This is a genomic window from Oceanobacillus sp. FSL K6-3682 (assembly GCF_037976165.1).
Taxonomy (GTDB): Bacteria; Bacillota; Bacilli; order Bacillales; family Amphibacillaceae; genus Oceanobacillus; species Oceanobacillus sojae.
This window is the reverse complement of the sequence record NZ_CP150263.1, coordinates 3,477,161-3,500,246: the sequence shown is the minus strand read 5'-3', so window position 1 is coordinate 3,500,246 and position 23,086 is coordinate 3,477,161. Positions and strand designations below refer to the sequence as shown.

General features: G+C 37.8%; 19 protein-coding genes and 1 pseudogene. 16 read left to right on the top strand and 4 right to left on the bottom strand.

What is annotated here, in order from left to right:
- The first annotated feature begins 4 nt into the window (after nt 1–4).
- From MHH51_RS17330 to MHH51_RS17270, 13 genes are all read left to right on the top strand, one after another.
- Nucleotides 5–2,254, top strand: coding sequence for an AraC family transcriptional regulator (locus tag MHH51_RS17330; protein ID WP_339282642.1), 2,250 nt, complete (start codon nt 5–7; stop codon nt 2,252–2,254).
- A gap of 257 nt (nt 2,255–2,511) precedes the next feature.
- Nucleotides 2,512–4,104: an extracellular solute-binding protein gene (locus tag MHH51_RS17325; protein ID WP_339282641.1), complete on the top strand. Its 1,593-nt coding sequence runs from the start codon at nt 2,512–2,514 to the stop codon at nt 4,102–4,104.
- 203 nt (nt 4,105–4,307) lie between these two features.
- Nucleotides 4,308–5,918 (top strand): extracellular solute-binding protein, encoded by a 1,611-nt coding sequence (locus tag MHH51_RS17320; protein WP_339282640.1) that lies wholly within the window; start codon nt 4,308–4,310, stop codon nt 5,916–5,918.
- Between the two features lie 578 nt (nt 5,919–6,496).
- The gene (locus MHH51_RS17315; RefSeq protein ID WP_339282639.1) at nt 6,497–7,489 is read left to right on the top strand and encodes an ABC transporter permease subunit; all 993 of its coding nucleotides are present in this window, start codon (nt 6,497–6,499) and stop codon (nt 7,487–7,489) included.
- Between the two features lie 15 nt (nt 7,490–7,504).
- Nucleotides 7,505–8,410, top strand: a complete 906-nt coding sequence (locus tag MHH51_RS17310; RefSeq protein ID WP_339282637.1) for a carbohydrate ABC transporter permease — start codon at nt 7,505–7,507, stop codon at nt 8,408–8,410.
- Between the two features lie 54 nt (nt 8,411–8,464).
- A complete protein-coding gene (locus MHH51_RS17305; RefSeq protein WP_339282635.1) occupies nt 8,465–10,084 on the top strand; it encodes an extracellular solute-binding protein in 1,620 nt (539 codons plus the stop codon).
- Between the two features lie 355 nt (nt 10,085–10,439).
- Nucleotides 10,440–11,306, top strand: coding sequence for a sugar phosphate isomerase/epimerase (locus MHH51_RS17300; protein WP_156984872.1), 867 nt, complete (start codon nt 10,440–10,442; stop codon nt 11,304–11,306).
- Between the two features lie 136 nt (nt 11,307–11,442).
- Nucleotides 11,443–12,522: a Gfo/Idh/MocA family oxidoreductase gene (locus tag MHH51_RS17295; RefSeq protein ID WP_339282633.1), complete on the top strand. Its 1,080-nt coding sequence runs from the start codon at nt 11,443–11,445 to the stop codon at nt 12,520–12,522.
- Nucleotides 12,523–12,585: 63 nt separating this feature from the next.
- Nucleotides 12,586–13,596 carry a Gfo/Idh/MocA family oxidoreductase gene (locus MHH51_RS17290; RefSeq protein WP_339282631.1) on the top strand — a complete coding sequence of 337 codons (1,011 nt, stop codon included), beginning with the start codon at nt 12,586–12,588 and terminating at the stop codon, nt 13,594–13,596.
- Nucleotides 13,597–13,598: 2 nt separating this feature from the next.
- Complete coding sequence (locus tag MHH51_RS17285) at nt 13,599–14,651, top strand: Gfo/Idh/MocA family oxidoreductase (RefSeq protein WP_339282629.1); 1,053 nt, start codon at nt 13,599–13,601, stop codon at nt 14,649–14,651.
- Between the two features lie 85 nt (nt 14,652–14,736).
- On the top strand, nt 14,737–15,492 hold the full coding sequence (locus MHH51_RS17280; protein WP_339282628.1) for a TIM barrel protein: 756 nt from the start codon (nt 14,737–14,739) through the stop codon (nt 15,490–15,492).
- A gap of 294 nt (nt 15,493–15,786) precedes the next feature.
- Nucleotides 15,787–16,059 (top strand): hypothetical protein, encoded by a 273-nt coding sequence (locus tag MHH51_RS17275; RefSeq protein WP_339282627.1) that lies wholly within the window; start codon nt 15,787–15,789, stop codon nt 16,057–16,059.
- Between the two features lie 289 nt (nt 16,060–16,348).
- Nucleotides 16,349–16,627 (top strand): hypothetical protein, encoded by a 279-nt coding sequence (locus MHH51_RS17270; RefSeq protein WP_147210286.1) that lies wholly within the window; start codon nt 16,349–16,351, stop codon nt 16,625–16,627.
- A 76-nt stretch (nt 16,628–16,703) separates the two neighbouring features.
- Here MHH51_RS17270 and MHH51_RS17265 read toward each other — a convergent pair whose 3' ends face one another.
- Nucleotides 16,704–17,477 (bottom strand): methyltransferase domain-containing protein, encoded by a 774-nt coding sequence (locus MHH51_RS17265; RefSeq protein WP_339282626.1) that lies wholly within the window; start codon nt 17,475–17,477, stop codon nt 16,704–16,706.
- Between the two features lie 173 nt (nt 17,478–17,650).
- On the opposite strand from MHH51_RS17265, the gene MHH51_RS17260 reads away from it, so the two are divergent.
- The gene (locus MHH51_RS17260; protein WP_147210287.1) at nt 17,651–18,061 is read left to right on the top strand and encodes a GNAT family N-acetyltransferase; all 411 of its coding nucleotides are present in this window, start codon (nt 17,651–17,653) and stop codon (nt 18,059–18,061) included.
- A 53-nt stretch (nt 18,062–18,114) separates the two neighbouring features.
- Here MHH51_RS17260 and ptsP read toward each other — a convergent pair whose 3' ends face one another.
- From ptsP to MHH51_RS17245, 3 genes and pseudogenes are all read right to left on the bottom strand, one after another.
- The gene (ptsP, locus tag MHH51_RS17255; protein ID WP_147210356.1) at nt 18,115–19,830 is read right to left on the bottom strand and encodes a phosphoenolpyruvate--protein phosphotransferase; all 1,716 of its coding nucleotides are present in this window, start codon (nt 19,828–19,830) and stop codon (nt 18,115–18,117) included.
- Between the two features lie 127 nt (nt 19,831–19,957).
- Nucleotides 19,958–20,872, bottom strand: coding sequence for an alpha/beta hydrolase (locus tag MHH51_RS17250; RefSeq protein WP_339282624.1), 915 nt, complete (start codon nt 20,870–20,872; stop codon nt 19,958–19,960).
- A 160-nt stretch (nt 20,873–21,032) separates the two neighbouring features.
- A pseudogene (locus MHH51_RS17245) lies at nt 21,033–21,194 on the bottom strand (transposase); the annotation flags it as partial.
- A gap of 366 nt (nt 21,195–21,560) precedes the next feature.
- Here MHH51_RS17245 and MHH51_RS17240 point away from each other — a divergent pair.
- Both MHH51_RS17240 and secG read left to right on the top strand, forming a co-directional pair.
- On the top strand, nt 21,561–22,598 hold the full coding sequence (locus tag MHH51_RS17240; RefSeq protein WP_339282622.1) for a transposase: 1,038 nt from the start codon (nt 21,561–21,563) through the stop codon (nt 22,596–22,598).
- Between the two features lie 220 nt (nt 22,599–22,818).
- Nucleotides 22,819–23,052: a preprotein translocase subunit SecG gene (secG, locus tag MHH51_RS17235; RefSeq protein WP_147210358.1), complete on the top strand. Its 234-nt coding sequence runs from the start codon at nt 22,819–22,821 to the stop codon at nt 23,050–23,052.
- The last annotated feature ends 34 nt before the right edge of the window (nt 23,053–23,086 follow it).

Sequence of the window (23,086 nt, the reverse complement as noted above, 5' to 3'; positions counted from 1 at the left end):
GGAGTTGTCTAAATTTAAATGGTTAAAATCCCGCTTATTATACAAATATATTGTCTCCTATCTATTAATATTTCTAGTTCCATTTTCTGTTTTAAGTTTTATCGTATACAAGAATTCGGTTTCCAGTTTACGTGAAGAAATTGAACAGGCCAATATCAGTAAATTGGAACAAGTAAAACAATTGACAGATGAAAGAATGAATGAATTGGAAACGCTTGCTGCAAGAATATCCTATGATCCCCGTTTAACTCCCTACATGGTGAGTGATGATTATTACGGTGGTGAGGCCATCGATGAGTTGAAAAAATATAAAGCAAATAGTTCCATTATAGAAGAATTATTTGTTTATTATCATTCAAAAGATATTTTGTATTCCACCAATGGCTCTTACCCGCTTAATGTACTCTTAGAAAGAAAATACCAGTTTGAGGATTGGGAAAAAGAACAGTTTATAGAAGAATTACATACGAATTTGCCAATGATTAAATCTGCTGAAAATATCATTACAAATGAAGGAAATAAGGAACGTGTTGTCGCTTATTTGTTCCCAATTGCACCAAATAATCCGACGCCTTATGGAACGGTGATGTTTTTTATTAAGGAATCTATGATGAATGACCAGATGGAAACCATTCTTGGCGATTTTGAAGGAAATGCATATATTTTGAATGAAAATAATGAAGAGGTTGCAGCTGCAATACATGATGAAGATATTGCACAGTCAGATTTGGATAAGATTATTGGAAACAAGCAGGGGATCGATAATTTAAAAATTAATGGGAATGAATATTCACGTTCAACTGTTAAATCGGATGACAGTGGTTGGACATTTGTAACGATCCTGGATACGGAACAGTTTTTTGAAAGATTGCAGCATACAAAGCAATTAATCCTCTTGATTATAACAGGGATTTTTGTGTTGGGTATTGTGCTTGCAGTTTATTTGGGCAGAAATCAGTACAAGCCGATAAAAAAATTGTTTGAACTGACAAATGGCGGCCTTAATAATGAAAATAAAAATGAGTTGGAAACTATTCAACACCGTATTTCGCATATTTATCACGATTATCAGATGATTAATGAAACCGTCGATTTACAGCAGCCTTTTGCAAGGGAACAACTGTTGGTCCGTTTGCTAAGAGGAGATATAAATGATGAGAAAGAAATAGAGAAGATGCTGGATACATTGCATATTCCAATAAAAGCTGAAGCCTACTTTGTTGCCATAATCTTTTTTGAGGAAAAAAATGTTAAAGCAAATGAAGTAGAAATAAGGGAGAAAGTATTAAAGGATTTTTCTGAACTTGCACTGACGAATGCCGTTGGGCAGGCTGTCAATTTACTTTATAATGACACATTCGCGTTGATTATCGGCTTAGAGAAAAGACATGGGAATGCTGGGCAAGAAAGGGGACAGGTAATTAGAGAAGTACAGTATTATATGAGAGAGAGGCTTTCCTCGGAGCCTACAATTAGTGTGGGAGGAATTTGTAATGAAAAAAAATCAATAAATCGTTCCTACATTGAAGCACTGGCAGCTATGGATTATAAATTTATGTATCCAGCGGGAAGCATTATTAACTTTGAAGATATAAGTTTGGAACAGGAGCAGGTCTTCGGTTACCCTAGAGAAGAACAAATAAAACTGGTGCAGAGTTTAAAACAGGGTGATGTGGCAGTAGCAAAGGAAACGTTAACTGACATTTTTTCGCTGCATACAAAGAAAGGGCTTCCACTGCATGCTGTGAAGTTGATATACTACGATATTATTAATACGGTTATTAAAACAATATCGGATCTTGGGCTCAGGAACCATATACAAAATATTGATAAACTTGCAGAATTTAGCTCGTCTGAACAGCTGCATAGAGATTTGCTGACAATGATTCAGGAGGTCTGCAAGGAAGTTGCAAAAGATAAAGAAAGCCATAATGATCAGTTACGAAAAGATATTCTAAACTATATACAGCTCAATTTTGATCAGTACGACCTATCACTGGGGAAAATTGCAGTTGAATTCCAACTATCGGCATCTTATGTCAGCCGCTTTATTAAAGACCAAACCGGTGTAAATTTCTCTGAATATGTACAAGAGCTAAGAATGAATTATGTTAAACAGCAATTGGTAAAAAGCAATGATTCAATCAAGCAGATTGTTTTGAATGTCGGATATAAGGATGTTGCTAATTTTACCAGGAAATTCAAAAAGAATGTTGGTATCACACCAGGACAATATCGCAGGTTTAATCGATAATAAAAATGAGGGGAACCAAGAGGTTCTCCTCATTTTTGTAATAATCAGCATAGTTGGACAAGTTTCACATATCACATAAAGTATAAAACCTTTGTAAACAAATGTTGCCTAGTAACAGTGACAATTCATACGCAAATACACATATTGAAAACGGTTTCAAAAAGAACTAATATGTAAGCATTACAAAAAAAGGAGGTACTGTAAATTCTGCCGAAATCTATCAACTCACTATAAAAGAGTAAGAAAGGAGATTATGGATGGGGAATAGAGTGATGATGTCAGTTGTTACAATCGTTACAGCGTGTTTTATATCAGCTTGTTCATCGGGAGCTGAGGAGGATAAACAACATGCCATTGATGTAGAAGTAAGAAAAGAAGGTTTTCCAATTGTTGATGAAGAAATTACGATGACGATGATGGGGCCGAATGCACAAGGTACAGAATGGAAGGATATGCCCTTTTTTCAAGATTATGCAGAAGAAACCAATATACATTTTGAATTTAATACTCCTCCGGCCAGTGATTTTGGCACAAACTTAAATCTTGCTCTATCCAGCGGTGATTTAGACGATATTATTTATGGACCAATTGATTTGACTTCAGGTATGGAAGGAGAATACGGAGAGCAGGGTCTATTTTTACCTTTAGAGGATTTAATCGAGGAGTATGGACCGAACATGAAAAAAGTGCTGGAAGAAAGACCGGATATCAAAAAATCGATTACTTCAGCAGACGGTCATATTTATGCTTTGCCCCATATTAATACGGATCACAGAGGAAAATGGGTGAACCCTGTGTGGTATAACGGAAAGTGGCTGGATTCTTTAGAAGTAGAGGAGCTGCCTGAATCAACAGATGAACTTTATGATTTATTAATTCAATTCCGGGATGAAGATCCAAATGAAAATGGGGAAGCGGATGAAATTCCAATCAGCAGTGAAGGAATGGACCCCATCAGAATGTTATTTCTGAACGCTTTCGGTTTGAAAAGCCAAGGTATAGAAGAAATAGATGGCGAAGTTCGCTATGCGCCAATAACCGAAAATTATAAAGAATATTTAATATATATGAACAGGTTATATGAGGAGAACTTGCTGGATCCGGAGACATTTTCTCAATCTGAAGATCAAGTAAACGCAAAAGGACAGGAAAATAAAATTGGTCTGCTGGGAGGTTACTATTCTTACTTTTTAACTGGTGAGGCAAATGATGAAGCAGTAAATAATCCAATGACTGTTCCATTAACAAGTCCGGTGTCTGATGAATTAATTGTTACTGCATCGCAAGGTTTTAACCGTGGCGCTTTTATTTTAACGGAAGAAAATCCTTATCCGGAGGCATCTATCAGATGGGCAGATTATTTTTATACGGAGGATGGAGGAGTATATCTCGACCAGGGGCCTGAAGGGTATAGATGGGAATGGGCTGACGAAGAAAAAAATAAAAGAAATCAGCTTCCCCTGCCTGAAGGATATGACAATACAGAAGAATACCGCAAGACGTTAACACCATCATATGGAATTGCAGCACCATTTTTAAATCCTCCTCTTGAGGTAAAAGAAGAGCCTGATGATTTTGCTCTTTTTACAATTGATGAAACAGAAGAAAAAAGAGAACCATATTATCAGGTTGCTATTCCTGAAGTAAGTATAAAAAGAGAAGAACAAAAAGAAATAAATACGATTGAAGTAGATTTGAAGTCATATGTGGAACAAATGGAAGCAAAATTTATCACCGGTGTGGAGCCGATATCAAATTGGGATAAATATGTAGAAACAATAAAGGAGATGGGCATTGACAGATATGTTGAAATTCATCAGGAGGCCTATAACAACTGGAGGAGTAACTAGATTTCCTACTTGCTTTCGCTAATATGTAAACCCTAAAAGTCCGTCGACCCGGGCAGTGTTCTGAAAAAATAAGTTTTGTCTGGCTATCTTTCTATATAGAGAAATAGTGAAAAATTCTATTGTAGTACTATCTCAATGATTGCTGGACTTATGGAGCGATTTTAAATAAAAAAGTTAATAAATTACTATATTGGGGGATTAAAATGAGGAAGATTTGGAAATTATTTATAGCTGTTACCTTATTGATGTCTATATTGACAGCATGTGCTTCCACGGAGAAGGTAGATGATGAAGAAAATAAAAAAATGGAACATGCTGCAAGTGTAGATGTAAATAAAGAAGGTTTTCCTATCGTAGATGAAGAGATAGAGTTGACCCTGATGGCGCCAGGTGCCGGTATGGAGGAGTGGAGCAATATGGAAACTTTAATTGCCTATTCAGATATGACAAATGTTAAATTTAAATACACCACCCCTCCAATGAATGATTTTCAAACGAAGCTTAATTTAGCCTTTGCAAGTGAAGATATGGGAGACATTATCTACGCTGCCGGGTCTGATGATTTAACTCCCGCGATGGAAGTAGATTACGGGGAACAAGGATTATTAATTCCTTTAGAAGAATTAATTAAAGAATATGCTCCACATATCCAAAAAATGTTAGAAGAAAATCCGGATGTAAAAAGATCTATCACTACTGTGGACGGACATATTTATTCCTTGCCGAGAGTGTCTGTCGGTTCAACCTCAATCTGGTACAAAGGACCAATCTGGTATAACGGAAAATGGCTGGAAGCGCTTGATGTAAAAGAATTACCTGAAACAACAGATGAATTTTATGAACTACTGGTTCGTTTTAGAGATGAAGATCCTAATGGAAATGGGGAAGCCGATGAGATCCCGATGATTGATGTGAACATGGATAGCACACGTCATTGGATGTTAGGAGCTTTTGGGATGAAGGAGTGGGGGATTGAAGAACAGAATGGAAAAGTCCGATATACCCCAATTACAGAGGAGTATAAATCATATTTAACGTATATGAATAAACTTTATAGCGAAAAATTATTGGACTCGGAGACATTTTCACAAGCAGATGAACAAAAGAAGGCAAAAGGACAGAATAACAGAGTAGGAGCTTTTCCAGATTACTTTTCATTTTTTACCACTGGAGAAGCTGAAGACGAATCGATGAACAATCCGATGTTCCAGCCTTTGACAAGCCCTGTTTCAGAGGAGCCCATTATACCGAGAAATCCTGCAATTGAGCGAGGAACCTTCTCTATTACAAATAAAAATCCTAATCCGGAAGCATCGATTAGATGGATTGATTATTTTTATTCGCAAGAAGGCTATGAATTTTTAAACATGGGACCGGAAGGAGAGCTTTGGGAGTGGGAAGGGGAAAAAAGAAAATTACTCGATGTCCCTCAAGGCTATGATTCCAGGGAAGATTTCCGAGCCACTATTTCTCCGGATTACGGGATTCCGACACCAACAAAGAGTGGTCCAATCCGTGGATTAGAAGAATCAGATTTCGATAAATTTATTGCTGCGGAAACAAAAGAAAAAATCGAACCCTATGCTGAAGTACCTTTTCCTTTAGTCTATTTAACAACAGACGAGCAAAAGAAAGTTAATACGATTGAAGTAGATTTGAAATCCTATGTCCAGCAAATGGAAGCAAAGTTTATTACAGGCGTAGAACCATTATCCAATTGGGATAATTATGTAGAAACAGTTCAGAAAATGAATACAGAAGAATATGTGGAAATCTATCAGCAAGCCTATGATCGATGGAAAGAAAGTGATTAATAGAAGTTGAGTTTAACTATAAAACTAAGAAATATATATAATTAAATTAATTCATTCGCTAAATAGAAATGTAAATAGGGAAAAGTAGCCTGATAACTTGTTTTTTAAAACGAGCTTATATCAGGCTTTTTTATAGACTTCTCATATGTCTTGAAAATGTGGATGTCACTTATTTCTACTGTGATGATACTATCCAGTTGATAAGAAAATTACGGGATCGGCCATACTTGGTTAATCAAGTATATCCAATATGTCTCGAATTCTTTTATCAGCTTTTTTATTAGCTTTTGGCGGAGGACTGATTCTCCTTTTGCGTTATACGCAGAAGAGAGAAAATCAGTAGATGGTTTGATTACTACATAATTTGTAAACGGTGCTATTATAGCGTTTATCATGGTTTCAACGTATTTGACATAGGTGAACAAATTTAACATATCTTAAATTTTTAAGTTTATTGGTGGGCGGGCGGTAAATCGATTCTTGCAGTGTATGGCTACAAGTTATAACCAAATATACATATTGAATCTGTATTCAGAAAAATCTAGAATGAAAGCAGTTACATGAGGGGAGGAAAGGATATGGATTCAAATACGGCAACGGTGTTAACCGAGGAAGAAAAGCAACAAACACCAAAAAGCAGGAAAGTTCCGGCAAAACTGCCAAAGCCAAAAAAGAAGAATAAAAAAATATTACAGAATTGGCAGCTGTACATATTTATTTTACCTGCCTTTTTATATTTTTTTATTTTTCATTATATTCCAATGTACGGTATTCAAATTGCTTTTAAAGATTTTATTCCTTCGAGTGGGATTTGGGGAAGCGAATGGGTAGGGCTAGAACATTTTAAACGATTTTTTGATTCATATTATTTCTGGGACCTTATAAAGAATACGTTGGGACTCAGCGTGTATGAATTAATCATCGGATTTCCACTGCCTATTATTTTGGCGCTTGCTTTAAACGAAGCAAAGGATGGGCTATATAAAAGAACGGTACAAACAGTCACTTATGCACCCCATTTTATATCAGTTGTAGTAATGGCCGGTATGATTATTGCTTTTCTTTCTCCTGCAACGGGGATTATAAACCACGGGCTTACATTATTGGGATTAGATCCAATTCCTTTTATGAGTGATCCGAAATGGTTTAAGACAGTATATGTTTTTTCCGGCGTATGGCAAAGCACTGGCTGGGGAACGATTATTTATTTGGCGGCGCTTTCCGGAGTGGATCCACAGCATCATGAAGCAGCAATTGTAGATGGAGCAACCAGACTGCAACGGATTTGGCATATCAACATTCCCGCTCTCGTACCGACGATGATTATACTGTTAATTATGAACCTGGGAAATATTATGGCAATGGGATTCGAGAAAATCTTGCTTTTACAAAATCCGCTTAACTTGGAATCGTCTAATGTTATCGCAACATTTGTTTACCAGGCTGGATTGTTGGATGCACAGTACAGTTTTGCAGCTGCAGTCGGTCTATTTAACTCAGTAATTAACGCAATTCTGCTTATAACTGTCAACCAAATTGCAAAAAAACGATCAGAAACAAGTTTATGGTAAAAAGGGAGGGTTTTGATGAATTCAGCTATCAGTGAAACAATGACCGATAAGATTATAAAAATTCTGATTTACGTTTTCCTGGGTTTTGCTACGTTAATTGTACTGTATCCTCTGGTATATATAATCAGTGCATCTATTAGTGACCCTGCCGATGTGAATTCAGGAAAAATGTGGCTTTTTCCTAAAGGAATTACGTTTGAAGGATATCGCATTATTTTTGAAAATGGTGCAATCTGGAAAGGGTATTTAAATACCCTATTCTATACAGTATTGGGGACAACAATTAATCTTGCCGTAACTATACCTGCAGCATATGCCTTGTCGAGGAAGGATTTTGCGGGCAGAAATTTATTCATGGCAATGTTCGTAATTACTATGTTTTTCAGTGGCGGGTTGATTCCTACTTATCTGGTTGTAAAAAGTGTTGGGTTAATCGACACCATTTGGGCAATGGTTCTGCCAAATGCAGCGGCTGTCTGGAATATTGTTATTGCCAGGGTGTTTTTCCAGTCAACGATCCCGAAAGAACTGGAGGAAGCGGCAATTATTGACGGAGCATCTAACTTTAAAATGTTTTTCAAAATCATATTGCCTTTGTCTATGCCTATTATCGCAGTAATGGGACTATTCTATGGTGTAGGACATTGGAATGGCTACTTTAATGCATTGATTTATTTATCAGACAAAGAACTGTTTCCGCTTCAGCTGGTTTTGAGGGAAATACTTGTTTTACAAGAAATGGCTTCACAGAACACGGATGTAACAGGAAGTATGGCAGAAGCAATGCACAGTAAGCAACAACTTGCAGCAGTTATCAAATATGGTGTAATGATTGTTTCCACCTTGCCGATTATTATTATATATCCATTTTTACAACGCTTCTTCGTAAAGGGTGTTATGATTGGCTCGCTAAAAGGTTAGAGATGAATAATATGAAATTTATGGATTATTTGTAAAATGGAAAGGAGAATAACAATGAAACAAACTTGGAGGCTGCTAGTAACTTTAATGCTATTCATCACCATAATGGCAGCATGCGGTTCAGATGAAGAAACGCAAAAAAGAGATGCAAATGCACAAAAAGCAGCAGAAGCGGAGGTCAACAAAGAGGGATTTCCTATTGTGGATGAAGAAATACAATTAACAATGATGGCTCCGGGAAACGGAATCGAAGAGTGGGAAAACATGGAGCTGCTGAAGGACTATACAGAGAAGACCAACATTCAATTCAAATACGTTACGCCGCCGGTCAGTGATTTTCAGACAAAGCTGAACCTTGCCTTTACCAGCGGGGACATAGGGGATATTATTTACGGTGCAGGCACAGATAATTTGACACCTGGGATGGAGGTTGATTATGGAGAGCAGGGTGTACTTATACCACTGGAAGAATTGATTGAAGAATATGCCCCGAATTTGAAAAAACTGCTGGAAGAAAGACCGGATATTAAAAAGTCAATTACAACCGTTGACGGCCACATCTACTCCTTACCGATGGTCAGTGATGAAACAACTGCACAATGGTATACAGGGCCATTATGGTATAACGGGAAATGGCTGGAAGCACTAGGAGTTGAGGAATTACCCAAAACTACAGATGAATTCTATGAATTATTGAAACGGTTTAAAGAAGAAGATCCAAACGGAAATGGACAAGCTGATGAAATTCCGTTATTGGATGTAAAAATGGAAAGCTCCCGTCCATGGCTGCTTGCTGCATTTGGTATCAAGGAATGGGGAATTGAAGAAAATAACGGAAAAGTGCGTTATGCCCCAATGGAAGAAGCATATAAAGAGTATTTGACGTATATGCATAAACTTTATGAAGAAGGGTTATTGGATTCGGAAACATTTTCTCAGTCTGATGAACAGAAAAAGGCCAAAGGTCAAGACAGCCGCATTGGTGTTTTCCCGGATTGGTACTCTTTCTTTACTACTGGAGAACCGGAAGAAGAAGCTGTCGGGAATCCAATGTTCTATCCTTTGACGAATGACGATTCCAGAGAGCCTGTAATTCCTCTTGGTCATGGGATGTCCAGAGGAGCCTTCTCTATTTCAGAAAGTAATCCGAATCCAGAAGCATCGATTCGCTGGATTGATTATTTCTACTCCAAAGAAGGATTTGAATATTTGAATATGGGACCAGAAGGGCATCTATGGGAGTGGGAAGATGAAGAAGAAGGAACGAAGCAGAAGCTTGATACACCGGAAGGATATGAGTCTTCAGAGGATTATCGGGGTTCGCTTACTCCCGACTATGGTATTACAACACCGTCATTAAGAAATGATCTAGATAGTTTGGGAGAAGATACTCAATTTGAACAATTTATTAAGGAAGAAACAGCGGAAAAGATTGAACCGTTTGGCGAAATCGGATATCCTCTTGTTTATTTGACAAAAGAGGAGCAAAAAGAAGTAAACAATATTGAAGTGGACTTGAATTCTTATGTAGAACAAATGGAGGCGAAATTTATTACAGGTGTGGAGCCATTATCCAACTGGGATAATTATGTTGATACCATTGAAAAGATGAATATCAAACGTTACGTGGAGATTTATCAGGATGCTTATAATCGCTGGAAAGAAAATGATTAACAACGAAAGGATGATGTGAAAAAACATGTCGATAGGTTAAAATAGTTGAGTAGTAAATGCATATAGAATGATGTAATCGCTTTCGACTTACCGCCAGAAAAAAGTATGTTTGAATACTTTGAAATGAATTTGCGGCAAATAGCAGAAAGAAGGTCGTCAAACTTATGAAAGAGCCAGGATATAACAGCCATTTAATATTGGAATGTGAAGAAATAGAGGATTGTGTAGAGACATACAGGGCAAGCGCGGATCATACCATCGTTTTCTTGGGAAGGCACAGTCCCTTCAGACATGAAAATTTTAAACACACTAGATATATGAAAAGGAAACAAATAACTGCTGGAGGTGTTCGAAAATGAAGCTTGGGATAAGTTCTTATAGTTTAGTGAAGGCGCTGAATGTCGGAGAAATGACCATTTTGGATGTTATTGATTTGACAGCAGCTCAGGGAGGAAAGCATATTGAATTGGTGCCAATGGGATATACATTGACCGATAATCCGGGTTTAATTAAAAAAATTAAAGAAAGAGTAAAAGAGGTTGGAATTGAAATTTCTAATTATGCTATTGGTGCAGATTTTCTGCCGGCTACAGCAGAAGCATATGAACAGGAGGTGGAGCGTGTCAAAAAAGAAGTAGATGTCGCTGACGCATTAGGAGTTAAGCGGATGCGGCATGATGTTTCATTTAAACCGATCCAGGAAACGTCGATTCAACAGTTTGAAAAAGACCTGCCGCGGCTGGTGGAAGCCTGTCAACGGATAGCTGACTACGCAAAGAAATACGATATTGTGACCAGCATTGAAAATCATGGTTTTTATGTTCAGGCAAGCGACCGAATTCAGCGTTTACTTAGCAGTGTGGATCGGGAAAATTTTAAAACGACTTTGGATGTCGGAAATTTCCTCTGTGTGGATGAAGACCCTGTTGCTGCCGTGAAGAAAAATATAAAAGATGCATCTATGATTCATATCAAGGATTTCTATTATCGTCCAGCATCTGCGCATTATCTTGGTGAAGGCTGGTTTCAAACAGCTTCAGGTAATTATTTGCGCGGAGCAATCAGTGGACATGGAGATATCAACTTGTACGATATCATCCATGTCATCAAGCAATCCGGCTATGATGGATACATTTCAATTGAATTCGAAGGAATGGAAGAATGCAGACAAGCTACTAAAATTAGTTTGAACAATGTTCAGAATATCTGGAATGAAATCTGAAATAAGAAAAGGGGCCGGCAGTGGAGGGAATTAAAGCTGGTATTATTGGCGCCTGCTCCATTTTTGAAATGCATTTTGAATCTTTAATTGATGAACAAGGTAAAAACTTTTTTGAAAAAATAGGAGGAATTTGAATATGACGAAAAAATTAAATGTGGCTATTATCGGGTGCGGAGGAATTGCTAATGGAAAACACCTTCCAAGCCTATCAAAAATAAAGGAAGTAGCATTAACAGCATTCTGTGATATTGAGAAAGAAAAAGCAGTAAAAGCGGCTCAAGCATATGGAACAGAAGACGCGACAGTATATGAAGATTACCAAAAATTATTGGAGGATCAGACGATTGATGTGGTGCATGTTCTGACTCCGAACATCTCTCATGCAGAAATCTCGATTGCTGCACTGGAAGCCGGGAAGCATGTAATGTGCGAGAAACCAATGGCCAAAACCTCAGAGGAAGCAAAACAAATGGTAGAAGCAGCACACCGGACTGGGAAGAAATTGACGATTGGCTACAACAACCGCTTTAGACCAGACAGCCAGCATCTGCATCAGGTAACTGAACGTGGAGATTTAGGGGAGGTGTATTTCGCGAAGGCACACGCGATTCGACGTCGGGCTGTACCAACATGGGGTGTATTTTTGGATGAAGAAAAACAGGGCGGTGGACCATTAATTGATATTGGAACACATGCGCTTGATCTTACCTTATGGATGATGGACAATTATAAACCAAAGTCTGTCATGGGAAACACGTATCATAAATTAGGCAAAAAGAAAGATGCCGCGAATGCATGGGGGCCTTGGGATCCGGAAAAATTTACGGTAGAAGATTCCGCATTCGGTTTTATTACAATGGAGAATGGGGCAACGATTACTCTAGAAGCGAGCTGGGCATTGAATTCATTAGATGTGGATGAAGCAAAGTGTACGCTCAGTGGTACCGAGGGCGGCGCAGATATGAAAAACGGCTTGCGAATTAATGGGGAGGACTTTGGAAAACTATATACCAATGAGATTGATCTCTCAACCAGCGGTGTGGCCTTTTATGAAGGAAAAGCGGAAAATGATGCCGATTTGGAAGCGAGATTGTGGATAGAAAGTATTATCAACGATACAGAACCAACGGTAAAACCAGAAGAAGCACTTGTTGTTACGCAAATTTTGGAGGCGATCTATGAATCTGCGAAAACAGGGAAAGCAGTTTATTTTTAATTGGAGTATTTTCTAAAAAAATATTTAACAAATAATATGTTGCCTTAACAGAGGAGGAAAAAAATGACAAATGTAGCATTACTTAGCAGATGGCATGTACATGCAGATGATTATGCAAGAGAAGTGAAAGAAAACGAACACCTTTCTGTCCAGCTTGTCTGGGATGAGGAGGAAGAGCGGGGAAAGAAATGGGCAGACGAACTGGGAGTTCCTTTTGAAGTGAACTTCCAAACCGTCCTGGACAATCCGGAAATAGATGCTGTTGTTGTTACGACACCGACAAGTTTGCATAAAGATATCATTATCGCCGCAGCAGAACATAAAAAGCATATATTTACGGAAAAGATATTGGCATTTACGGTTGAAGAATGTGAAGAAATCTATAAAACTGTGAAAGCAAATCAGGTAAAACTGATGGTTTCCATGCCGAGACTAACAGCGAATTATTATGTGTACGCACAAAAGGCAGTAGACAAAGGATGGCTTGGAGATTTAACCACAATTCGCTGCCGGTTTGCGCATAATGGTGCAGTTGCTGCTGGAGATGGAAAATACGGTTGGCTCCCGGAACGTTTTTTTAATGCAGCACAGAGTGGGGGAGGGGCGCTCATTGATCTTGGGGCGCATCCGTTCTATTTGACTAATCGGCTCGCTGGTCCTGCGAAAGCATTGCAAGCATCACTCCATTCCATAAGAAATCTTGGTGCAGATGATAATGCTGTTGTTATTGTGGAATATGAATCAGGCAGCTTGGGCATTATTGAAACAAGCTTTTTATCAAATGGAAGCCCTTTTCAATTAGAACTTTATGGAACAGAAGGGACACTGCTTATTGAAGATGAACAGATTCGTTTAAGAAGCAGTCAATTCGAGGGGAGTGGATGGATACAGCCAGAAGATGCACAGGAGCCTCTCCCAATTCCAATGGAACAGTGGGCTGCAGCAATACAGGGCAAATCGAAACCAACTATCACAGAAGAAGACGTTATTCAATTAACCCGTCTTAACGAAGCGGCAGCTTTATCACAAGAAGAAAATCGCCGGATTGAACTAATTGAATTGCTGGGGGAATAGTAATGGAAAAGGCGTTACGTGTCGGTATTATAGGAGCGGGAGGCATTGCGGCAACGGTGCATATCCCAAATTATCTAAAGCAAAAGAACAAGGTGGAAATTGTTGCCCTCACAGATGTGGCCAAAGAGAATGCGAAAGCTGTTGCCAAAACATTTAATATTAATCAAGTTTTTACAGATCACCAGGAAATGTTGAAGGAAGTAGAGCTTGATGCCGTAAGCGTCTGTACACCTAATAAGTTTCATGCTGAGGTGACAATTGCAGCGCTTCAGGCAGGCTGTCATGTTATTTGTGAGAAACCTCCCGCGATGACGGTGGAGGAGGCTCAAAAAATGGCTGAAACAGCAAAGCAGTATGGGAAAATATTAACTTATGGGCTGAGTTTTCGACATACACAGGAAGTAGATACTTTAAAGCGGTTTATTGATGAAAATGAACTTGGTGAAATTTATGCTGCGAGGGTACATGCAATCCGACGTCGTGGAATCCCAGGCTGGGGTGTCTTTACGAACAAGGAACTCCAGGGGGGAGGCCCGCTTATTGATATTGGTGTGCACATGCTGGATGCTGCCCTTTACTTGATGGGATACCCGGAACCGGATACTGTTTTTGGTGTTACTTATCAGAAGCTCGGCAATAAACCGGGTGTCGGCTTGGCAGGACATTGGGACTGGGAGAACTTCTCGATAGAAGATATGGCACGGGGAATGGTGACGTTTAAAAATGGAGCATCGATTATTTTGGAATCGGCGTTTGCCGCAAATACAGAGAAACATGATGAAATGTCTGTTTCTTTGATGGGTGAAAGCGGAGGTGCAGATGTTTTTCCTTTAAAAATTTACCAGGAAAAACATCAAACATTAATAGATACTACACCATCTTTTCTACCGGCGAAAGATAATTACGAATTGCAAATGGAAAGATTCATAGATTGCTGTTTGAATGAGGACCAGCCAATCAGTACGGCAGAACAGGGGGTGATTCTTCAAAAAATTATTAATGGACTTTATGAATCTGCCGATAAAGGAGAACCGGTTAAATTTTTCGCTGAATAAGCTGATTTATAAATGGCATTTCTATCAAATCAATCGGATGAAAGTGATTATATAAAGAAATTACAAACAGATGGGAGATGGAATGATGGGTGAATTTGGGTTGCAGCTTTATTCTGTTCGTGATACAGCAGAAGATAATTTATTAGAGACTATCAGCCTTGTAGCAGATATGGGCTATCAGGGAGTTCAGTTTGCAGGATTCTTTCAGACGCCTGCAATGAATTTGAAAAGATTAATGGACAATAAACAGATTGGTGCAGCTGGCAGTCATACAGGCCTTGATGAATTGACCGGGGACAAGCTGAAAGAGACGATTGCTTATAATCAGGAAATCGGGAACAGCCTGCTGATTTGTCCCTGGCTGCCTGAAACAGACCGAAAAACTAGAGCAGATTATCAACGGACAGCTCAAAAATTAAATGAAATTGGACAAATATGCAAGGACAACGGGATGATATTTGCTTATCATAATCATCACTTTGAATTTGAGACGTTTGATGGCGAAACAGGTTTTGATCTTTTATTCAGTCAGACAGAACCGGAACTTGTACAGATTGAATTGGACTGTTACTGGGCAACGCACGCAGGTTATGACCCGACTGATATTATCAGAAAATATGGGAGGCGGATTATATCTCTCCATATAAAAGATATGAAAGAAGAGAACGGTAAAAGACGAAGTATAGAGATAGGAGCGGGCATGCTTGATATAAAAACATTGCTCCGTGTTGGAAAAGAGAATGGGGTTAACTGGTTTATAGTGGAACAGGAAGATTTTGTCGGTGATCCGCTGGAAAGTGCTAGAACCAATATTAATAATTTAAATAAGATTTTTTTATAGGAAGAATCCCGTTAACAAGAATTTAAAGGAAAGAGCTCTCGATTTAAATAAGAGAGGCTCTTTCTAAAATACATAAGCGAGATCTGATTATTTTAGATATGGTTCTAACTAGTATAGGATTAGTATCAGGAAGAATTTATCAGATAAATAAAATTTTTAGTCGCCTTACGGGTGGCTTTTTTATTATTTTAAAAATCAGGGTATACACATTGATAAGAAGTATATAATGATTGACCATAACTGTGAGTTATTTAAACAGCCTGAAAATGTTGAAAGAAGAGGGGGGAGTATTATTTGCACGAGCCTAAATCAAAATTAAGTAAGTTATTTAATTTTATATTATTATTGATTATTGCCGTTTCATTGATTATGTGGATATTTAACTTAACTTTTTCTTTACCCGTTAACTTTGCTGAGATGGTTGAGGACAATGCGGAAACTTCGGTGAATGCGATTGAAAGAATAGAGGTTGAAATGTCAGGGCAATTGCCGGATAAGTTTACTGATTTTTCGGATTATATATACCTGAAGATAATCAGAATTTTATTATTGCAGGAGATGAAGTAAAGCAATATATAAATGATGGGTATAGATTATATCGGATTAATAATGTAGACAGAATAAGAGACGAAGCAAATGAGTATGAATTGACGTTGAGATTTATAAATGGTTACAGTTTATTTTATACGGCTGGCGTCGGCTATATAATCGATGATAAAGGAGTACTTATAAAGTTTTAGATGATTAGAATGCACTTTACAGAAAAGTAATATCATTATTCGATTAATAAAAGAACGGAAATTAGTAAAGATATCTTTACTTTTTTCAAGGGGAAGAATTTCCATATGAAGTATTATTGGGGGGATTAACCGGAGCAATTATTTTAGCAGTATTTGCATTTATTAAGTACAAACGTAAAAAAGATAATACTCCAGAAGCAGATGAAAGAGTAAAGCATAATATATTTCGTTTTTCCGCATACGTATCTTATGTTTCCTTAGCTGTATTATTTATGGGAATATTTATATTCAGTCTTCTGGGAGCTGAATCAGTATCTATTGCTTATTTGTGGATTTTCTTTGTTGCTTATATCTGGATTACAGGGATAGGAACTGTAATAGCGAGAAAAAGATAGTGATATTCATGTTTTTAAATACTGGATAGCAGCGCGGGCTTGAAAAAAGTTGTAGCACAAGCCCGCTCATAAAAATTTATCCCTTCACAGCTTTAAACAACGTCCATCTGTCTTTTTCCACAAGCTCTTCTATATCACCGATAGATTGATCGATATAGTTAATTAAAGATGCCAATTCAGCATCAGATAACTCATGCATGATGCTGCGTCCGGCTCTGGATTGAATATCATCCAGGAGTGCTTGTTTGTCTTTATATGTCTTCCTTATTTCCCATAGACGATGCTCTTCAATCTTTCGAAAACCTGCTTGCTGAAGACTTAATTTTATATTATCGCTGGAGCGTCTTCGTTTCTTTTCAAATTCCTTTAATTTCGGGAAAGCTTCAAAAAAGTAGCCGCGAATATGCTCGTTACTTCCTTCCAGCAAGCAATCGTCCAATGTGCGATCCTGAATAAGATAACAGCCATCACTTTTCAATACCCTGTATGCTTCAACAAATACAGAACCTAGGTCTTTTATATGATGGATTAATGCTCTGGATAAAATGAAATCTGCACTGCCCGACTCTAAACCGGTATTATTAGCATAACCGAGCTGAAAGGAAATATTGGAGTAATTGCTGCAGTGTTTCACGGCTCCTTCTAAAATCGGCTTGGAATAGTCGATACCTGATACAGAGGGAATTCCGATATCAGCCAAAGCTTTAGAATAAATACCGCCTCCGCATCCTATATCTGCAGCCTGGTGAATAGAAGCAATATCAATCAGCTCTTTTATTTTCTCCTTCCATGTCATATCGACTTCACGATTTGTATAGCTGTACATATTATCTTTACTATGAAAATCCAACGCATCTCCTCCTCAGTAATTTTTATCGTTATAATTAATTATAGCTTTGTAGACTATTTAAGTATAATATTGGTTTTTAATAGGGTTAGATAAGAAAATATTATATGGAAGCTTATTTGGATATATATTTAAATGTTAAAATAGAATAAACTGTCGAAAAGGATGACAAGGAAATGAATGAACATTATCAAATCAAGTATCAGACACCAGGTGTTGAAGTATTTAATGAATTAAGAATAGAAGCCGGGCTCAGCAGCAAGGAAAGAAAGGCAATTGAAATTGGGCTTCCTAATACTCTGTTTGCTATATCTATTTATGATGGAGATACGTTAATAGGTATGGGGAGAGTTGTTGGTGATGGAGGAGTTGTTTTTCATGTAGTTGATATTGTAGTTAAACCAAGCTATCAGGGACAAGGGCTTGGAAAACGTGTGATGAAGGAAATTATGAATTATTTAGATAGCCATACATACAAAGGTTCATATGTCAGTCTGATTGCAGATATTCCGGCTGATAAATTATATGAACAATTTGGATTTCAATACACAGCTCCCAATTCTGTAGGAATGTACCGAATGTACTAAAATAACCTGTGATTATTGTTTTGTCCAAACAATAATCACAGGTTTTCATCATCTTATTTATTTATTGTTTTTTCAGCTAATGCAACAACTTCATCTGCTGTGCTTAGAGAAAGGAATTCATTTTTAAGTGCTGCAAGTTCCTTTTTATTAAGTCCAAGAATTTGCGTTCTTGCCGGTAAGATAGAAGTAGCGCTCATGCTGAATTCATCCAGACCGAGTGCAAGAAGTAATGGAATAGCAGTAGAATCTCCCGCCATTTCACCACACATACCAGCCCATTTACCTTCTGCGTGAGCTGCTTCAATAACATTGTTTACTAAGTTCAGAATTGCTGGATGGTACGGCTGATACAGATAGGATACCTGCTCATTCATACGGTCAGCAGCCATAGTGTATTGAATCAAGTCATTTGTTCCAATACTGAAGAAGTCAACTTCTTTTGCAAATTGTTTTGCAATAACTGCAGTAGATGGAATTTCTACCATAATACCAACTTCGATATCCTCAGAAACTTCTACACCGTCTTTTTGAAGATTTTCTTTTTCTTCCAGCAGTAATGCTTTTGCCTGACGGAATTCTTCCAATGTAGCAATCATCGGGAACATGATTTTTAAATTGCCGTATGCACTTGCACGTAATAAAGCACGAAGCTGTGGACGGAATACATGTTCATTTTCTAAACAGAAACGGATTGCACGGAATCCTAAAAACGGATTCATTTCATGCGGCATATCTAAATAGCTGATTTCCTTATCGCCGCCGACATCAAGTGTTCTTACAACGACAGGCTTGTCTCCCATTTTTTCTAACACTGTTTTATATGCTTCAAATTGAACATCCTCTGAAGGTAATTCAGAGTTACCCATGTATAAGAATTCTGTACGATAAAGGCCGACGCCCTCACCGCCATTATTAAGAACACCTTCAACGTCATCAGGTGTACCAATATTTGCAGCCAGCTCTACCTGTTCACCATCAGCAGAGAAAGTAGGCTCGTCTTTTAATTTTGCCCATTCTGCCTGCTGCTTAGCAAAGGCAGCCTGCTTCTCTTCATATACTTTAATTTCTTCTTCTGTCGGGTTAATAATAACCTTTCCTTCAATTCCGTCAACAATAATTTGATCGTCTTTTTTCACTGCGCCGGTAATTTCTTTTGTGCCGACAACAGCTGGAATCTCTAATGAACGGGCCATAATTGCTGAATGGGAAGTTCTGCCGCCGATATCTGTTGCAAACCCTTTTACAAATTCACGATTTAATTGTGCTGTATCAGAAGGGGTTAAATCTCTGGCAATGACAATTACCTGCTCATCAATTAAGGCTGGATTAGGGAAGGTAACCTGCAGTAAATGAGACATCACACGTTTTGTTACATCGTGGATATCAGCTGCACGTTCACGCATATACTCATTATCCATTCCTTTAAACATCCCGATAAACATTGTAGCAACCTCATCTAAAGCTGCTTCTGCATTTACTTTATCATCATTGATTTTATCTTTTATCGGGTTAATAAGCTCTGGATCTCCTAATACAAGCAAATGTGCAGAGAAGATTTCTGCATGTTCTTCTCCGAGCTCTTTTAATGTATGTTCTTTGATTTTCTCCAGTTCTTTTCTGGAAACTTCCAGTGCGCTGTCAAGACGTTCAATCTCTTTTCCTGGATCATCAATTGAAGATTTTTCGAAATTTAATTCTGGTTCCTTAAGTTCATATACTTTAGCAATGGCAATTCCACTAGATGCAGCAATTCCATTCATTTTTTTCATCATGAGAGCATCCTTTCTTTAGTAAAGCTTTAAACATCATTATAACATATATATACTAAATTAGCGCAGGTCATTGTGCAAGTAATAAATGCCAGCTGCAAGTGTTTTTCTGTATTTGAAAGAAGTGTTAATTATTGGTATTGCAGAGCGTTTTCAGCCAGTTTCCTATAAACGCAAATACCTCTTCCCGGCATGTATCATTTAGCAGCTCATGCCTTCCTCCTTCATAAACCAGAACGGTAATATTTGTCATACCGCTTTTTTGAAAAAGAACAGCTGTTTTCCATATACCTTTTCCATATTGGCCAATCGGATCCTGATCTCCGTTGATAAGGAGAAGAGGGAGGCCTTTACGAATGCTTTGATTGAGTTTTTGATTTCTTGTTTGATAGATACCTTCTAATAGATCGTAGAAAAAACGGGCTGTTGGAATAAAGCCGGTATAGGCATCCTCTTCGTAGGAAGCTGCAAATGTTTTATCTCTGGTCAGCCATGCATGCTTATAGTGTTTATTCCGCTTTTTACTGCTCCCTAATACAAGCTTATTCATCAATGGAGAGGGACTCAGAGGCGGTAAAAAGGAAGCAACCCTTTTGCCTGCTGCTGTGACAATTCTGGAGTAGTGTCCCGTACCGGTTAATATTAATCCATCTATTTCAGCGCTGTAACGCTGAATAAAATTCCGCATTAAGAAGGAGCCCATACTATGCCCAAGAAAGTAGTATGGGAGGTGTGGAAAGGCTTTTTTTCCAAATTGCATAATTTCATAAAGGTCTGTAACAACACGCTGGAATCCATTTTCTTCTGTAAAGTATCCTTGTATTCCTTTATCCCCGGTTTTACCATGGCCGCGATGATCACTGCCAATAACAATAAATCCGAGGGAAGTACAATAAGAAGCAAGGTCGTGATAGCGTTCAATATGCTCAACCATTCCATGTGCAATCTGAAGGATTCCGATTGCTTGTTTATCAGGAAGCCACTGTTTAATATAGATATTGGTGCCATCAGAGGACTCCAGCCAATCTTCTTTCAACTGCATTTAGTCTCCCCCTTTATTATCCCTGTCATTCTTCATATAATTTTGTATATAACGCTGCTATTTTTATTATACTTTGAAGACAGGTTGACAACAAATGCTATCTGTTTGGACAAAAAGTGAAGGCGCAGTCCCCTTCAAATTGAAAAGCAATTAGTGGGGGTCAGCCTTCACGGTCTTGGTTTTCGATATAGTTTTTGATTACTTTTAAAGAAGCTCCTTCTGTCGAAAGGATAAGATAGCTCCTACTCCAAAAATAAGGTTTCCAATAATATGGCGCTAAGAATACAGCGAATTCCTTTCGTATATATCTTGAGGATACCGTTTTACAACGGTTTGTTTTACAATGTGATTATAACACATATATAAGGGAGGGTTGGTTGATGCAACAGACGAAAACGATTAAAAATAAAATAACCTCTCACAGTTCGAAACCTTCGAACCTACACTTGCTATCTATCGGCAGGCACTATCTTTTCTAGTAGATGTTATAAATACGGAATGGTCTGTTTTAGAAAATTTAAGCACGAAAGAGTTGGTAAACGCTGTAGAAAAATTAACGCATCACACCAAAACGAACCCCTGCCCAAAATGTGATTTTGACGCAACATTTTATAAGTTCCCTTCTTAATCTGCCAATTCTAAAGGTTATGGAATTGTAAAAAGTTATCGTTCTAACTATCAAAACTGGTTGGATGAAAAAAGCGAATCAATTGTAAATGGTAAGCGTTTTAAGAAACAGCGCCCTGTTTTATCTGTTAGGCATGAAGTGTTTCCGGTGTTTTATAAAGGGAATATGTTTAAACAATTATCTAGCAATCAAACAAAAATCAAAGTTTTCCTAAATAATGATTGGGTTTGGGTAACGATTGCTTTCCATCATAAAAATTTAAAGAATCGTGGAATTGCCGGTTGGAAAGAAAATAACCCTACCTTAGTAAAAACAGGCAAAAAGTATTTCATTCATTTTTCTTATGAGAAAAAGATTACATTAAATAAAACAAAATTAAAAGAACAAGTCATCGTTTCTGTAGACTTAGGTATAACGAATTCTGCGGTTTGTTGCGCAATGCGTTCAGATGGAACTGTCATCGGCAGGAAATTTATTAATCAACCGGTAGAAAAAGACCGTATGTACACAAAAATCAACAAACTAAAGAAAGCTCAACGTCATTCTGGGTATGTAAATGCACCAAACTATTGGAGACGAATTAATGGTCTAAAGAAACATATCGTGCATCATACATCTTCAGAAATTATCAAATTCGCTGTCGATCATCAAGCAGATATCATCGTATTTGAGTACCTTGGTAAAATGAAACACCCAGAGGGAATGTATGGTGCAAAAAAGTTACGTCATAAAGTACATCATTGGAGCAAGCTGGGCATTCAAAGTAAAGCCGAAGAGATGGCCCATTACAAGGGCATACGTATTCGACGAGTAAGTGCTAAGTATACTTCCGCACTTGCTTTTGACGGTTCTGGAGAAGTGAAACGGAATCATAAAAAAGACCTTGCCGCCTATCAAAATGATAAAGTCTATCACGCAGATTTAAGTGCTTCTTATAATATAGGAGCACTGTATTTTATTAGAGAATTCCTTAAGTCCTTTTCTGAAAAGAAAAGGTTACTACTGGAGGCAAAAGTTCCTTCCTTAGTAACTAGAACTCGGCTGACATTGGCTTCATTAATTAGCTTACATCAGGCGTTACGTACTAATGGTGCGTGATTATGCGTGCTGTTTGCTGTATTTAAGTCAATAGAAGCCCCTTTCAAATCTTAGATTTGGTGAGGGAGGTTCACATGCTGATTAATTCGTCCACTTTTACAATTTGATAAAATATTGATTTTCCCCTGGTAATTCACAAATCTGCCTTGCACAACAAATTCAAAGTATGATAAAGTAAAGACTAGGGATTGTCGGAACATAGGAGGAGTATGGAAACATGTTGTTAACTGTGGTTAATGTTTTATTAGTAATTGACGTTATCGTTATGATTGCACTTGTGTTACTGCAGTCTGGAAAAAGCGCTGGTCTTTCTGGAGCTATTTCTGGTGGTGCAGAGCAGTTATTTGGAAAACAGAAAGCACGCGGAATTGATTTAGTGCTTCATCGTTTAACAATTGTTACAGGTGTGCTGTTCTTTTTATTAGCTTTCCTGGCAGCGTACGTATTACAATAAATATTATTCCTTATCACAGTTTTGTGGTAAGGTT

What these genes read in the sequence shown, in the direction of transcription:
- MHH51_RS17325 (WP_339282641.1), top strand. Translation starts at nt 2,512, where the DNA reads ATGGGGAATAGAGTGATGATGTCAGTTGTTACAATCGTTACAGCGTGT.
- MHH51_RS17320 (WP_339282640.1), top strand. Translation starts at nt 4,308, where the DNA reads ATGAGGAAGATTTGGAAATTATTTATAGCTGTTACCTTATTGATGTCT.
- MHH51_RS17315 (WP_339282639.1), top strand. Translation starts at nt 6,497, where the DNA reads ATGGATTCAAATACGGCAACGGTGTTAACCGAGGAAGAAAAGCAACAA.
- MHH51_RS17310 (WP_339282637.1), top strand. Translation starts at nt 7,505, where the DNA reads ATGAATTCAGCTATCAGTGAAACAATGACCGATAAGATTATAAAAATT.
- MHH51_RS17305 (WP_339282635.1), top strand. Translation starts at nt 8,465, where the DNA reads ATGAAACAAACTTGGAGGCTGCTAGTAACTTTAATGCTATTCATCACC.
- MHH51_RS17300 (WP_156984872.1), top strand. Translation starts at nt 10,440, where the DNA reads ATGAAGCTTGGGATAAGTTCTTATAGTTTAGTGAAGGCGCTGAATGTC.
- MHH51_RS17295 (WP_339282633.1), top strand. Translation starts at nt 11,443, where the DNA reads ATGACGAAAAAATTAAATGTGGCTATTATCGGGTGCGGAGGAATTGCT.
- MHH51_RS17290 (WP_339282631.1), top strand. Translation starts at nt 12,586, where the DNA reads ATGACAAATGTAGCATTACTTAGCAGATGGCATGTACATGCAGATGAT.
- MHH51_RS17285 (WP_339282629.1), top strand. Translation starts at nt 13,599, where the DNA reads ATGGAAAAGGCGTTACGTGTCGGTATTATAGGAGCGGGAGGCATTGCG.
- MHH51_RS17280 (WP_339282628.1), top strand. Translation starts at nt 14,737, where the DNA reads ATGGGTGAATTTGGGTTGCAGCTTTATTCTGTTCGTGATACAGCAGAA.
- MHH51_RS17260 (WP_147210287.1), top strand. Translation starts at nt 17,651, where the DNA reads ATGAATGAACATTATCAAATCAAGTATCAGACACCAGGTGTTGAAGTA.
- ptsP (WP_147210356.1), bottom strand. Translation starts at nt 19,830, where the DNA reads ATGAAAAAAATGAATGGAATTGCTGCATCTAGTGGAATTGCCATTGCT.
- MHH51_RS17250 (WP_339282624.1), bottom strand. Translation starts at nt 20,872, where the DNA reads ATGCAGTTGAAAGAAGATTGGCTGGAGTCCTCTGATGGCACCAATATC.